This is a genomic window from Leptothoe sp. EHU-05/26/07-4, from assembly GCF_043421015.1.
GTDB lineage: Bacteria > Cyanobacteriota > Cyanobacteriia > Phormidesmidales > Phormidesmidaceae > Leptothoe > Leptothoe turfae.
On record NZ_JAXSQV010000007.1, the window covers coordinates 431720 to 447134 of the forward strand.

Consider the following 15415-nt stretch of genomic DNA (forward strand, 5'->3'; position numbering starts at 1 on the left):
TGCGCTTTCCAAGCCTAGTCTCGTTTTGTCACTCTCTATGAATTAGAGCAACAAATTTTCAAACACTCCAGCGGCACCCATGCCACCCCCAACACACATGGTGACCATGCCATAACGGATGTGGCGACGTTGCATTTCATGGAGCAATGTTGCAGTAAGTTTCGCACCGCTACAGCCGAGGGGATGGCCGAGTGCGATCGCACCGCCATTCACATTGATTATGTCTTCGTTTAGTCTCAACTTACGAATGACCGCCAGACTTTGGGCTGCAAACGCCTCGTTAAGTTCAATTAGGCCAATGTCATCCAGACTTAGCCCCACCTGCTTCAGCACTTTAGGCACCGCTTCCACCGGCCCAATTCCCATAATCTGCGGCGGTACACCGGCAACCGTAAAGCCCACCAGTCGCGCCATCGGAGTAAGGTTCAATTCCTGTACCTGGCGAGCACTCATCAGAATCGTGGCGGCAGCCCCATCCGACATTTGGGAGGAGTTACCGGCTGTGACGCTGCCCCCACGCCGAAATACAGGTGGCAATAATGCCAAAGCCTCCAGGCTGGTATCAGATCTGTAACCTTCATCCACTTGGAATTGAGTTGTTTGGGTGTGGACATCACCATTTTGATAGACCGTGTCAGTGACGGTCAGGGGGATGATTTCATTGGTAAAGTTACCAGTCTTGATGGCTTTGATGGCGTTTTGGTGCGATCGCAGTGCAAATACATCTTGATCCGCCCGTGAAATCTCAAACTGCTTTGCCACATTCTCCGCTGTGAGCCCCATAGAGGTATATACCTGGGGTGTTTCAGCCATCATGGCTGGGTTAGGGCTCCAGCGGTCCCCACCCATGGGAATCAAGCTCATGGACTCCACGCCTCCAGCCACCATCACATCCGCCTGCCCAAAGCTAATCGCCTGGTGTGCCATAGCAATTGTCTGTAACCCTGACGAGCACAGCCGATTAATCGTCATGCCCGGTACTGATGAGGGTAGGCCAGCCCGGTGCGCCACTACCCGACCCAGGTTATAGCCCTGCTCTGCCTCGGGCATGGCACAGCCCATGATTACATCTTCGATTTGGTCTGGTTGTAAGCTGGGGAGTCTTGCGATCGCGCCGCGTACAACTGCTGCCCCCATGTCATCGGGCCGCATATGCCGTAGAGTACCGCGCGGAGCCTTACCAACGGCTGTACGTACGCTCGCAACAATGTAAGTATCTTGCATGATATTCTCCAGGTAATGAGCAACAGGCCATAGGGACAATGGACAACGTAGGTTGGGTTGATCCACAAGACTCTAAACCTTCAACACAGTGCCCAAGACGAAACCCAACCATTCCAATCATCTCGACCATCAATTCCGCAACGGCTTCTTAGTCTTCAATAAATGCATAATCCTCTCCTGGGTTTTTTTCTGTTGCAACAACGGCAAGAACACCTCCCGCTCTAACCCCAGCAAATACTCCTCAGATACTCTTGCCGGAGCCGTTAAATCACCACCAGTCAAAATGTAGGCCAGTTGACCTGCCAAGAATCGATCATAGTCACTAGCAAATCCCCCTTGTTGCCTGGTGTAAGCCATATGGTCGAGTACTGCACGTCCCTGTTGTCCTAACACCCAAAAACTGTCGTGGGCCGGCGGACGATACCCTGCCCGATCAAGGCACAGCACCTCTTCTTTTGCCACATAGAGACGCTGGTCATTGTTCATAACAATGTGAGTATGGGCAGGCAAAAAGCCTAACTCCATTGCCTCATAGGCGCTGCCTGCAACAGTCGCTGTTGCCACAGTTTTAAAGGCATGATTCAAGTAGGGCTGAATGTGTTGAGCTGTACCGCTCACAGCCTGCTGTGATGCCCACTTTGCCAAACGAGTGGTACCGGTTGCCCCAGGAATGAGACCAACACTTAATTCGACAAGGCCAATATAACTCTCGGCAGCAGCGACCACATGGGGACAAGCCATTACTAACTCACAACCTCCTCCCAAGGCTCGCCCCTGCACTGCCGCCACAATCGGTTTATGGAAGTAACGAATTTGCTGTAGCAACGTCTGAAACGTCACCAACAAATCAGTAATCATTGACCAGTTGCCAGTTTGAGCTGCTGTTGCCATTTCCACAAGGTTGGCCCCACCACAGAAATGGTCGCTGTTATTCCCAATGACAAGCCCCCGGTACTGATCATCTTGAGACAACATATGCAGCACCGTCTGTAACCCATCTACAACAGACGTGCTGAGGGTGTTCCCCTTAGAACGAAACTCATAGAGCGCAACGCCGTCCTGCATGTCAAACAGGGCTGCTTCTGAGGTTTCCCAAATCTTACTGTTTGTTGTTTTAATCAAAGGCAGATGAATCTCATCTGTAGCTTGTTCTACCGTTTGTTGCCCCACAGGCCCAAGTACTGAATCAGCCATCAGCAGACTGCTCGGTACGCCATGGGGGCTCCGATAAAAGTGTCCTTCCCCTACAGCTGCTATCTCATTAACCCACTCAGGTACATGTAAATTTGCAGCCTGTATATCATAGAGCACTCGATGGAAGCCAATGGCATCCCATAGTTCGAACGGCCCCATTTGCCAGCCAAATCCCCAGCGCATCGCTCGGTCAACGTCAGCAGGGCTATCAGCAATTTCAGGCAAACGACAGGCACTATAACTCAATAACGCTAATGTTGTTTTACGGAAGAAATCACCCGCTCTACCCAACAGGGTATAAAGCACCCTGACTCGATCGATCAGTTTAGGTAACTGTGCAACATTCTCAAGTCCTGGCAAGTTAAGGGGGCGAGGTGCTTCGTAGGCAAAGGTTTTAGGATTCACTGACAGAATATCCTGCTTTACTTTTTTATAAAACCCTTGTCCTGACTTAGCTCCTCGCGAACCAGTTTCCACCAACGTTTTTAACAAAGACGGCAGCTTAAACATCTCCCTTTGCTCATCATGGGGAATGGCTGGATAGATATTTTCAGCTACATGGAGTAAGGTATCGAGGCCAACCAAGTCTGCTGTTCTAAATGTTGCCGATTTTGGACGACCAATTAATGTGCCTGTCAGAGTATCAATCTCCTCAATGGAGTAGCCATCGTCAATTAGGGCATGAACACCGAGAAATGTGGAAAATAAGCCAATACGATTAGCGATGAAATTAGGGGTATCTTTAGCAAGAACAACACCTTTGCCTAGATAGCTATGACCAAACCGTTCCATTCGCTGCATCACTGTTGGATCGGTTACATCGGTGGGGATTAGTTCCAACAGTTTTAAATAACGAGGTGGGTTAAAAAAGTGAGTCCCTAAAAATCGTTGCCGAAAGTCTAAGGAGCGTCCATCCGCAATCTGAGCAATGGGTAACCCACTGGTATTGGTAGAAATCACCGCATCAGAACGCACTACCTGTTCTAGTCGGGCCATCAGCTGTTGCTTAATATCCAGACGTTCAACTACAGCTTCAATCACCCAATCTACCTGGCTTAGACGAGCAAAATGGTCATGATAGTTTCCGAGCTCAATCCGATGGGCCATATCAGGGGAAAAGAAAATTGGCGGGGAGAGTTTTCTAGCCTTGTTAAATGCCCCTTCTACCACTGCATTTTTATCACCTTTCGGAGCAGGTAGATCCATCAATAATACCTGCAATCCTGCATTTGCCAAATGAGCTGCGATCTGAGTACCCATAATACCAGCCCCCAGCACAGCAGCCGTTTTGAAAGGAAGAAAAGTCATAATAGATCTCCTCAAAAGCAGGTCAACGGAGGGTAAATACCCTCCACTAAAAATACGAAATACGGAAGGTGGGCACCGCTCACCAAAAACAGACTGTAGGTTGGGTTGAGTCTATCGAAACCCAACAAATCCAAATATCATGAAGCTAAACGCCTCCACCTTTGATATAAATGAGAGAACCTCCTTGGCGACACCTGGCACAAGGACTCAACCTCTTGATAAAGCACATCGATTTCCTGGGCATAAGCCTTATAGAGCTGTTGGCGATTTCCCCTAACACCCACCTTTTCAGAAATCAGCACAAACCGCTTAATGGTTGACCAACTTGGCAACCGAGCATTCATTTGGTCAATAAGCTTTTGGTAATAAGATCTCATCAGTACTAACTCATCAGCTTGACCTCCAACATTACTCAGCAATTTCTCTAATAGCAGATCCCAGTTTGACAAAATCTCCCCGCCAGCCTGAAGAGTTGTTTTGAGAATTTCATTTTCAGGGACAATCAACACTCCACAAAACTTTTGTCCAGGTCCCACTAGCAAAGCTTGTTTCACTAACGGAGACAGTCTCAACTGTGTCTCAATCGGTGCCGGAGCGATGTACTTGCCAGTGGATAACTTGAAAAGACCTTTCTTGCATCCCTGGAGCGTCAATAGGCCATCTATAGAAAACTCTCCAAAGTCTCCCGTGTGGAACCACCCATGGGCGTCAATCACCGCCTCCGTTGCGTCTGGATCATCGTGATACCCCATCATGGTGTAAGGACTATGGACTAAGACCTCACCATCCGCCGCCAGCCGCATTTCCACACCGGGGATAGGTGCCCCCACAGTCCCTGAGCGCAGCCAGCGCGCGCGTGTATAGCTGAGCACAGAACTGGTCTCAGTTAAGCCATAGCCCTGCTTCACCGGGATACCAACACCATTAAAAAAGGTCATAATTTCAGGACGTAGGGCCGCTCCACCACAGAGTAGATGGCGTATATTCCCGCCAAAGGCTCGACGCAAATTCTTAAACACGCCATGGCTAAGTAGCCAGCGCTGTAAACGACGCCAGCTTACACTCCCTAGCTCATCATCATGGGCCAGATGCCAGCCCCAGTTCAGCCAGTAGTGTTTTAGCCCACGGGACTGTTGTCGCAGGTTATTAATTCGCTCATAAACTTTCTCCAGCAGTCGTGGCACCGTAATAAATATGGTGGGTTTCACGGTCGCTAAATGTAGAAATACCCGTTTTGGAGATGAGAAATAAATGTGATGGCCAAAGGCAAAGTGGCCATAGAGAAACGCCCTTGCAAAAATATGGTTGAGGGGTAAAAACGATAGGGCTACTTCCGGTGTACCTGGCTTCAGTCCTGGCATGCTGCTAAACGCCGCCCAGATATTGCCAGTTAAGTTCCTGTGACTTAACATTGCGCCTTTAATATGACCACTGGCATCGGGGGTGTAGACAATGGTGGCCAAATCATCGGGATGAATCCGCTGCTTCAATGCCTGAATCGCTTCTGGGGAATGGGCATGACGACCCTGGTGACGAATGTCTTCTAATGTTTTAATTGTGCTCTTTGATAACACCCAGTCGGGGCGTGTTGCTTTTTCAACAACAATAATCAAATCAACCTGCTGTACCTGGTGGTAAAAGCGTTTTAACGTTTTCCAGGTGGACACAACTAGTGCCTTAATGTGGGCATCGGCCACTATCCAGCGAATGGCGGATAGTGGTTGCCCTTTGTCTATGGGGATAGTGACTAGATTTGCGATCGCACTGCCCATATCCACCAACGCCCAATGGATATCGCTCTCTAGTAGCAGGCCAATGCGGTGTGACTCACTGGTACCCTCGTTACCGGTCAATCCTTCGGCCTCTAAGCCTAGCGCCAACTCTTCAGCAGCAGTACGAAACTCAATATAGGAATAAGTCTCCCACCCATGGGGAGTCCACTGATGCAACGCAGCATAGTCATAGGCACACCCCATATCTAACAAATCAGGAATAGTATGATGAAGCTGTACAGAACCCTGAGTAGCTGGCGCAACATACAACGCGCAGCAAAGGGGACATTGATCAACCATCTTTTTAAGAGAGCTAAAAACCCTCTTCCTCAATACAATTGGGACGCCCGTTGCAGTGGCATAGGGCAATCACACCCAAAGACCTATAGTTCTACCCAGCAAAGAGAGGAGTGGATAAGGGTAGAGCCTATGGCTTGGTCATTAACAGTTGAATTTAGCCATGGGCAAACGACTCCGAGCCTTCATTAAGCAGACTAAACCTCACACCTAAACCCATTTCAAGCAGTATTTTCTGTACAGAAAAACGCATAAAAAAGACTCGTTACAGGAGTCATCAACGGGTTTAAAGTCGCAGCTGACTATCAGGCTAGAGCTGAGATAATCTATTCGATAACAATAAAAAACAGCCAGATAAATGGCGACTTATAGTCAAGAATCCAGCTGATTAACCAAGCAATATCGCAGTAAAGAACTTAGTCTATTTCAAGTAGCCTAGTTGGGTTAGCTGGTTTTCTAATACCACTATTATAGTGGGATCGCCCATCAGACATGAAGTTGTCTTAATAAGGTCGTAATATTTCAGAAATATTTAAACCGCCATTTGATAGCTATTTGACCACAGTCTCATCTTTTTTGATGTGACTCTCTAGCCAACTATTAATATCTTTCATAATCTCGGTTTGATTAATTTCGTTATAGAGTTCGTGATAAGCTCCGCTATAACTAATGAACGTCTTATCTTTTTGAGATAAGTCTTGAAAAAAAACTTGACTGATTCTAGGATCTGCAACTTTATCAGCAGTGCCATGCAACATCAAAATAGGTGATGTCAGATGTTCTTGATGACTCCATAGAGTCTTTGTCGTTTTTAGAAACTCTGTTGCCAGACGAGCTGTCCCCCGACGATGTCTTAGCGGATCGTGGGCATAGGCTAAAACCACCGAGCGATCGCGTGATGGCAAAATGTGATTGAGGCCAAGGGAAAGAGAAAATCGAGGCCAGCCCATGGACAATAGTTGACCAATTCTTAAACGCAGGTCAGTTTTAGCATGGATACCAAAGGGTGGCGATGCCGCTACGATGCCTGCAATGCTTGGATATAGACGTTTATTCGATTGTCTTTCCGTTAGGTGGCTGTTAAGTTCATAGTCCAATGCGACAATACTACCTAAGCTATGCCCTAATAAGAAACAAGGCACCAGTGGATGCTGTTGCTGGACTATGGCAAGCAAGTAAGCTAAATCATTTCGATAGTCTGCCCAGGTATTAATATGGCCACGCTGTCCTGGTGAACGACCGTGACCCCGTAGATCATAGCCATACAGGGCATACCCTTCAGGCAATAGAGCTTTCACAACATTTTGAAAAAGACCACTGTGTCCACCTAATCCGTGAATCAAAATCACAATTGCTTTCACGGTCGATGTTGGCAACCAGCTCTGATAGTAAAGACTTAAGCCATCTGCTGCGGTGAATAGACCCTCCTGATGTTGGACAGTAATTGTCTGCCATTGAAGCTGTTCCAGACGCTGCTGAAATTTATTGAGCACAGGTTGTAAGGCATGATCAGACTTTGCACTGATGAGGTGTAAATCATAAGGAGGCTGACTAATGGCTTGGGCATAGGACGTTAGCTGTGCCTGAGGAGTCTCCGATTGCCGCAAATAACGATCAAAAAATAGAACACTCAATCCACACAGATAGCTGTCAATAATGGGGGGAGATAAATTGAGACTGGGTAAATCATCATGGCTGGTCAGTTGCAGAGAAGATAACAATTTTCTGAGATCATGCACATGGGACTTGCCCCGAATAACGGCTAAAAATCGTTCTTGGCTGGCCAGTAGAGGAAACATTTGTAGGGGTTCCAAGGCCATGGGTGCTGTTTTATCGTTGCTGCCAGTTGCAATAACTGTAGGAATGGTGACAGACGCTAAACCCTCTGCACCAAATAGGCCATTACCAATGGGATCCACCGTAAAAATAGCGCTAATGCGAGAATCCTGAAGCGGTGTAACTTTGGGCGGTAGTGACAACGCTCGACATTGGAGCAATAGGGATACATTTAAGCTTTCAGAGATTCCCTCACAACGCTGGGCTAACGCCTCAAAATCAATGGTGGCCCCTGCTAAGGCTAAGGCTGTGTAGCCTCCAAAAGATTCGCCTAATATGCCCACATCCGTTACCTTCAGATGGCCATCATAGTCGTGCTCATTTAGACGCTCCAACTCATCTAACAGGGCACTAATATCATGGGGACGATCAAAAAAATCATGGAGTGAAAATATCTCGTCAACACGCCCCGATAGCAAGCTATGAACCTGATGGGTATCGCTGCCTGGGTGCTGGGGTACAGCCACTAGATAACCATGGGACACCAAATGTTTAGTGTAGCGAGTCATGGTCTGGGGATTAGCTGCTAAACCATGGGAAATGACCACAATGGGTACGGGATATGAAATGTCTCCCAGAGGTTCATAGAGAAAAACCTGAAATGGTTGAGATGAGCGCCGTTGTAAACGCAGCACTTTTTGACGTATTCCCCAGGGACCAGGGACCCGAGGATCAATCTCCGGCACTGTCTGTTTCGTTGCTTCTTGCAACATCAGTGTCTTGAGTAAAGCTAACAGTTTATCGGTGGTCTGCAACAGGAGATCAATTTGCTGTGCTGTTTCCAGCAGCCGATCCGTGCGAAGATTGCCGGCTATTTGATACAGCAAGCTCATGATCGATAGCTGATCGGCTTGAGTGATTTTTCGGATTAGTGCCTGACGACCAGCTACATCGTCAGGTAGTTCAATTAACTGTCCTAGCCTTACTAATAAGGATTCACCAATATCTGTGCGTAAAAATCGCTGTAAGCTCTTCGCATCGAGTCTTACTTGGGTTTGTAAAATCTCTTGGCATTGAGTTTGGGCCTGAGGGTTTTGGCTGTCAAGATATATCTCACAAGTACGCTTAGCTAGCTGTGGTAGCCGTCTCTGTTGCCATATCAGAGACACTCGTCGCTGTAGCACTTGTTGAACTGAAGAGGGAAAAAAGGCCATCACAAACCTCGCAGACAAGAATACTTGTCCACTCCCCTCCTAGTTTGATTATGGTGTAAGAACAGGTGCTTTTATGCAGAATGATAGGGTGTTTAATATACGATCTTCATGTATCTAGTGATTTACACGGAGGCTATACGTATTATTTGTTATGTTTTGACGACATTTGATACGTATTTATCGGCGGCTATCTTATGACTTAAAAGCAGTTTTTTGAGGCCGAGTATTTCATGTCATCGCTGAAACTCCCTAGAACCAAGCATTTGTCAATTAGTCTTAAGTCAAAAAATATTGTGGACTGCGAAGGCGCACCTATCTAATCCATAGTCTGTGTATCAAAAATAGCAAGCTAACGGCTTGATTCAGAAAAGTAGGATCAATACACTACCAACAGGTGTGTTGTATCTATATGTAGAGCAATGAGCGTTTTTCCTAGGGTTATAGATAGGTCTCAAGTTCTGGAGTGTTCTGATCATCAGTTAAAGCAAGTGGGGCAATACTTAAAAGCAGTACGTACACAACAAGGACTGTCATTGCTACAGGTGGCACAACGTACGCATATTCAACCCAAGCAATTGCGTGCCATCGAAACTGGCAATTGGATGCAGTTGCCAGAAGCAATTTATGTACAGGGATTTCTCAAACAATATGCACAGTCTTTGGGGTTGGATGGTGTAGCGATCGCAAATGATCTTGCAGTACAACCTGCTCCGGTGAACACTAAATGGTTAAATCAGGCCAATTTTTCGGCCCGTGAACGAGGCGTTGGACCGTTGCTGATCAATTGGTTGGTTGGCTAAGCCGATTCCTTGGGGGTGGCCTTAGCAGCTACTGGGGAAATCTCGCTGCCCGTGGCTGCTTCGGCGTTTCCATCTTCTTGATTAGCAACAGATTCTAGGTCTGACTCTGACCTAGGTTGTACGCGTGGAGCCTCATACATGGCTAAGTCAAACCAGAAGGTGGTACCAATACCCACTTCACTGACTAAACGCATCTTACTGTTGTGCTTGGCAATAATGTTTTTAACGATAGAAAGGCCTAACCCAGTACCTTCTAGCGTATGAACGCGATTTTCTACACGATAGAAACGATCAAAGATTGCATCTTGATCTTCAGGTGCAATGCCAATACCGGTATCGGAAATTTCGATGCGGACACTGTCAGTAAAGTCTGGGTGATCAACCGCCGATGGCGCACGATAGGCACGAATGGCCACACAGCCCCCCGCTGTAGAAAACTTCAGGCCATTCCCCACTAAGTTACCAAACACCTGCAACATTAAATCGTAGTTGCCTCGCACCGGTGGCAGACCTTCTTCAATTTCTTGAATCAGCTCTATTCCTTTATCCTTAGCGTTGAGCTGATAGGTGCGCAGGATCTGTTCAATGGGTTGATGAATATCCAACGCCGAAAACTGATAGCGACGATTCGACTCCAACCGTGAAAGATCTAACACGTCATTCACCAGACGTGTCAGGCGATCAGTTTCATGATTAGCGGTCTCTAAAAACTCCTGGCGCTCGCGGTCAGACAAATCATCACCATACTCATAGAGAGTTTCAATGAACGATTTGATGTTGAACAACGGCGTCCGTAACTCATGGGAAATGTTGCTAATAAACTGGCTCTTGGCCGCATTTAAGGCAACCTCTCGGGTAATATCCTGAATTGTGAGGGCAATACCTTTAACCGTTTCACCCGACTGATCCAACACGGAGTTCAGTAATACGCGAATGGTACGACTCGTAGGTTCAGTCAGGGCAATGCGAAATTCTTGGCTTTCAGATGAGTCCCCCTTAGCAGCCTGATATAGTGGGCGGGTCATCTGTGCCCTCACCTCTGTGGGAAGATGCTGTAACACATTACCGTCCGGTGGTAGGTGAGCGTCCCAGCCAAAAATACGACTAGCTGCCGTATTGGCAAGCACCACCTCCATGTTGGCATCGATCAAAATTGCACCGTCAGCGATGGTAGATACAAGACGCTCTAACTTGGCTTTCTCAGCAGTGAGTTCTTCAATATTCTGTTCTTCATAGCGCTCCAGGCGCTCTGCCATGTAGTTAAAGCTTTGAATTAGCTCACCCAACTCGTCTCCACCTCGGGAGAGATCGATCCGCTGCTTAAAGTTACCGGCAGCAATGTTCTTCACACCGGTTAAGAGTTCTTTAATGGGCTGAGTAATGGTCAGCGCATTAAACACTGCTCCCAAAATCACCATCACCCAAATGCACACAAATACAGCAATGGTGACATCACGTGTGAGGTGGGAAGATGCCACCACCGTCGGATTAGGATTAATCCCTAACGCTAGGACACCGAGGTAATTGCCTTTGACTTTAAGTGGGACAAAGACATCAGTGACTTCGCCAGCAGGGGTGAGATGCTGACGCACCATGGGCAGATCAACACTCTTGACATAATTCTCTGGCAGCTGCATACGGCGGCTGAGGGTAAGAGAGTTTTGCACCGCCGAATCAGAATAGGGAATACCAAAAAAGATATAGCCCTCTGGATTGGCATAGAGCATATAGCGAATGCTCGATGTGCTCTCCATAAACCGCCGGGAGAATAGGGCCAGCTCATCAAGCTGCTGCGATTGGACCAAGGGGGCTGTATTTGAAGCTAGCAATAAGCCTAAGTCACGACCAAAACGGGTGTCATTCAAACGGGCATCGAGCTGGATCGTATTTACGGCCCAAAAGGTGAGGCTGCTCATAATCAGAGATACAACCAAGGTGGCCGCCGCCATTAAACGAGTCTGGAGGGTAAAGTCTTTCCACCAGTCAGCGATTAGAGTGCGAATTGTTTGAAACAGCTCTACCATTCAACCTACATAAACCGCTCGATAGTATTGTGACATGAATCCCAAAATGACGGGTGGAGTGGGGCATGGGGACAGGGAACGGCAGGGATGGACGTTTTGAGTTTTGAGTGCTGAGTTTTGGGTGAACGGTGAGCAGATACGCATCAGATAGAGTCTCTCAGGCAAGCCGCTCACAATTCAAAACTCGTTCGTAATTTAAAACTGATCTCTAACCCTATGGCCGATATCTCGCCGATAGTAGGCATTATCAAACTGAATGGCTTCGGCTGCAACATAGGCGTTTGCGATCGCATCTCCAAACGTGTCACCTAATGCTGTCACCCCTAGAATGCGTCCACCGTTGGATTTGAGGGTTCCTTTGTCTAACTGAGTTCCCGCATGGAATACCATGGCACCCGTATCGGTAGCGGCATCGATACCATCAATGGTCATGCCCTTAGGATATTTGCCAGGATAACCATCAGCCGCCAACACTACACAAGCCGCATAACCAGACTTCCACTCAAATGGGGGAAGTTCCTCTAGGCGCTGCTCACAGCAGGCCAGCATGATCTTGTCTAGGGGTGTATTTAACAGGGGAAGCACCACCTGGGTTTCAGGGTCACCAAAGCGACAGTTAAACTCAATAACTTTGAGGTCGCCTGCGGGGGTAATCATCAGTCCGGCATATACGACGCCACGGTAGTCAATGCCTCGGTTTCTCAGCGCCTGTACCGTCGGTTCTAGCACTTCAGCCTGAATGCGCTCTAATAGGGCAGAGGGGACAACAGGAGTGGGCGCATAGGCACCCATACCGCCAGTATTAGGGCCTGTATCGCCTTCGCCTATCTGCTTATGGTCCTGGGCAGGCATCAGGGGACGAATGGTGATGCCGTCGGTGACGGCCAATACTGATGCCTCCTGGCCTGTCAGAAATTCTTCGATGACTACTTGTTTGCCCGCTGTACCAAACTGACCGCTAAATATGGATGAGATCGCATCTTTAGCCTCCTCCAGAGTCATGGCGACAGTCACGCCTTTCCCCGCAGCCAATCCATCTGCCTTGATGACAATGGGAGCCCCTTGTTCCTCGACATAGGCAGTGGCCGCTTCACCATTATCAAACACAGAACTTGCTGCGGTCGGTATACCCGCTTCCTGCATCAGTGCTTTTGCCCAGGCCTTACTGGCTTCCAGCTGTGCCCCATCTTGATTGGGGCCAAATACAGTAATTCCCTGAGCCCTCAGGCCATCTGCTACACCATCTGCTAGGGGTTGCTCTGGACCAATAGCCACCAGACCAATATTCTGCACCAGGGAAAACCGTGCAATCCCCTCGACATCATCTACAGACATCGCCAAATTACTACAGCCAGCCAATGTGGCCGTCCCACCATTGCCTGGAATGCACACTACTCCACTCACATTGGGTGACTGTAACAATGTCCATGCCATGGCGTGCTCACGCCCACCACTACCAATTACAATGGCCTTCACAACGTTTTTTCCTGACAAAATAAACGGGCTTCATTTTCCCATGTCATGGGCGTATTGGGAAAAGGTTGTAATGTTCCTGTTTCCGCTGGAGATTTGGGACATTCGATGGCATACCCCTATCTCAATACACTTGGTAATATATATGAAGTCTGCATTACCAAGTGCATTACTAGGTATTTATTCAGCAGTCTCTATATCCTGTTCCTCACTATTACTCTGATTTTCTGCTGAGGTCAAAACGTCTGTAGCGGTGATACCTTCGGTGCTGTTCCCAAACCGCCACAGCACCGCTGCCGCCTCAGCGCGAGTGACTGCTTTATCGGGCTGGAAGAGCGTGGTGTATCCAAGGGCTCGACGGATATTGGCAAATTCTCCATTGCTATGGTCAGTCAGGACAGCCTTGAGGACTGTAGGCTCAATTTTGCCAGCATCTTGAAAGCCCCAAGCCTCTGTCACAGCCGTAGCCGTAGCCGCTGGTAATGCCGCTCGGGTATCTAACGGGACTTTCCAAAGAATCAGATCTTTGCGCGTTAGAGGAGCATCAGGTCGAAACTTTACAACCGTAGTGCTGCCATTCAGCGGGCTGGGGATAATCCCTGCCTCCGCCAAGCCTTGAATCGCTGCAAAATCAATATTGGTTTTACCCACATCTTGAAACGTTGGTTGAGCACTTTCTACAGCGGGGCGAATTTTTTTGGCGCGCTGGTCGCTATAGAACTTATTGTTGACCGCCAACAGCCAACGGGCATATTCCCGCCGTGTGATCACTTGGTTTGGCAAAAACTCATTGGGGTCGCGTTCAATATTGTCATCTGCCTTAACATCAATCAGCATCAGTACATCCAGAGCCACTAAATCCTCGATATACTGTTGCAATTCTTCTGGAGCTTCTCCAATATCGATGTAGCTTGTTTGGGTAAATGTGGGGGTTACCGGCGTCTCAGACTCCGGTCCTTCAGGTTGGTTACTGGTTGCAGCCTCCTCCTCCGCTGGTTCAGCTTCATTTGGATCCGCTGGAGTGGCAGTTGTCCCTGGTGTGCTAGCTGTCTCGTTCGTAGCCGTTTCTTCCTCCACTAGGCGTGGGTCAGGCTCCAGATTCTTTTCTAATGAATCTCCTAACTGACTGCCTTCGCAACTGGCTAAAAACAAGCACAGGACAAAACCCAAGGATTTGACGATGTGCTGAGGAAGGTATTGCATTCCACTAAGCTCCCTAGAAGCTGCGTTACCACGCTAGCGTATCTGATCAAATACATGGCAGGCTAGGCTAGGGACACCTCCTTCTTTGGGTTTCTTCCATGGCACGTCCGCTGATTATTGACTGCGATCCTGGAGTGGATGATGCGATCGCACTCCTACTGGCGATCGCCCATCCCGCAGCATTCAATATTCTTGGCATTACCACCGTCGCGGGCAACGTCCCGCTACACTACACCAGCCAAAATGCCCTCAAGATTTGCGCGTTAGCCCATGCAGACATTCCTGTCTACGCAGGCTGCCCTCGTCCCATGCTCAGGCCCTTATCCACTGCCGTTGATGTCCATGGAGCCACTGGTTTACAAGGGACAGAGCTACCTACCCCTCAACAGCCACTAATGGTGCAACACGCTGTTGCATTTTTAATCGAGACCCTGCAACAAGCATCAGCACCGATCACCCTGGCCACCCTGGGACCATTGACCAATATTGCCGTTGCCCTGATCCAAGCACCTCAAATCACCAACAAAATCGACACAATTATTGCCATGGGCGGTGCCATTACCCACGGCAACATGACGCCTGGTGCTGAGTTTAATATCTATGTCGATCCCCATGCTGCCCAGGTCGTCTTCGCATCCGGCATTCCCATCAAGTTGATTACCCTCGACACCACCCATCAGGTACTTACCACACCTGAGCGCCTCAAAAGCTTCAGAGAACTCCATACCCCCGTGGGTCATACTGTCGCTGATCTGCTTGCCCACTACGGCACCCCTGATGTTGAACGCTATGGGATGAACGGCGCGCCTTTGCACGATCCATGTGTGATCGCCTACTTATTAAACCCCGAACTATTTACGTTTCGGCCTACCTATACAACCGTCGACACGACCAGCCCTGAAAATATGGGTCGTACCGTTATTGACTGGTGGGAGCGCACTGGTAAAGCACCTAATGTAGATGTAGCCGCCTCTGTCAATACGGCCAGCATATACGACTTGCTCATAAAATCCTTAGCCACACTATAATCCCAATTCCCCATTATCTGCTGGCCCAGGGCACCCACAAGGGGAGGTCCCTGATTGCCCGCTAGCCCAGGTACACCCACAAGGACAGCCCCTATATCCTAT

General features: G+C 48.4%; 9 protein-coding genes. 2 read left to right on the plus strand and 7 right to left on the minus strand.

Features of this window, described 5'->3' with window-relative positions:
- Positions 1-42 precede the first annotated feature (42 nt).
- The 4 genes from U2F10_RS26410 to U2F10_RS26425 all read right to left on the minus strand — a co-directional run bounded on the left by U2F10_RS26410 (position 43) and on the right by U2F10_RS26425 (position 8785).
- Positions 43-1224 carry an acetyl-CoA C-acyltransferase gene (locus tag U2F10_RS26410; protein WP_499873747.1) on the minus strand — a complete coding sequence of 394 codons (1182 nt, stop codon included), beginning with the start codon at positions 1222-1224 and terminating at the stop codon, positions 43-45.
- Positions 1225-1353: 129 nt separating this feature from the next.
- The gene (locus tag U2F10_RS26415) at positions 1354-3726 is read right to left on the minus strand and encodes a 3-hydroxyacyl-CoA dehydrogenase/enoyl-CoA hydratase family protein (RefSeq protein ID WP_499873748.1); all 2373 of its coding nucleotides are present in this window, start codon (positions 3724-3726) and stop codon (positions 1354-1356) included.
- 137 nt (positions 3727-3863) lie between these two features.
- A complete protein-coding gene (locus U2F10_RS26420; protein WP_163697464.1) occupies positions 3864-5798 on the minus strand; it encodes an AMP-dependent synthetase/ligase in 1935 nt (644 codons plus the stop codon).
- Between the two features lie 548 nt (positions 5799-6346).
- Positions 6347-8785: an alpha/beta fold hydrolase gene (locus tag U2F10_RS26425; RefSeq protein WP_499873749.1), complete on the minus strand. Its 2439-nt coding sequence runs from the start codon at positions 8783-8785 to the stop codon at positions 6347-6349.
- 419 nt (positions 8786-9204) lie between these two features.
- Here U2F10_RS26425 and U2F10_RS26430 point away from each other — a divergent pair, with 419 nt between their 5' ends.
- The gene (locus U2F10_RS26430; protein ID WP_163697459.1) at positions 9205-9585 is read left to right on the plus strand and encodes a helix-turn-helix domain-containing protein; all 381 of its coding nucleotides are present in this window, start codon (positions 9205-9207) and stop codon (positions 9583-9585) included.
- On the opposite strand, the gene nblS is transcribed toward U2F10_RS26430, so the two are convergent.
- The 3 genes from nblS to U2F10_RS26445 form a co-directional block, all read right to left on the minus strand.
- Positions 9582-11609 carry a two-component system sensor histidine kinase NblS gene (gene nblS, locus U2F10_RS26435; protein ID WP_163697457.1) on the minus strand — a complete coding sequence of 676 codons (2028 nt, stop codon included), beginning with the start codon at positions 11607-11609 and terminating at the stop codon, positions 9582-9584. The genes U2F10_RS26430 and nblS overlap by 4 nt on opposite strands.
- 195 nt (positions 11610-11804) lie before the next feature.
- Complete coding sequence (gene purD / locus U2F10_RS26440) at positions 11805-13085, minus strand: phosphoribosylamine--glycine ligase (protein WP_499059570.1); 1281 nt, start codon at positions 13083-13085, stop codon at positions 11805-11807.
- Positions 13086-13262: 177 nt separating this feature from the next.
- Positions 13263-14285 carry an S-layer homology domain-containing protein gene (locus tag U2F10_RS26445; protein ID WP_163661035.1) on the minus strand — a complete coding sequence of 341 codons (1023 nt, stop codon included), beginning with the start codon at positions 14283-14285 and terminating at the stop codon, positions 13263-13265.
- Between the two features lie 98 nt (positions 14286-14383).
- Here U2F10_RS26445 and U2F10_RS26450 point away from each other — a divergent pair, with 98 nt between their 5' ends.
- Positions 14384-15313: a nucleoside hydrolase gene (locus U2F10_RS26450; RefSeq protein WP_163661033.1), complete on the plus strand. Its 930-nt coding sequence runs from the start codon at positions 14384-14386 to the stop codon at positions 15311-15313.
- Positions 15314-15415 lie beyond the last annotated feature (102 nt).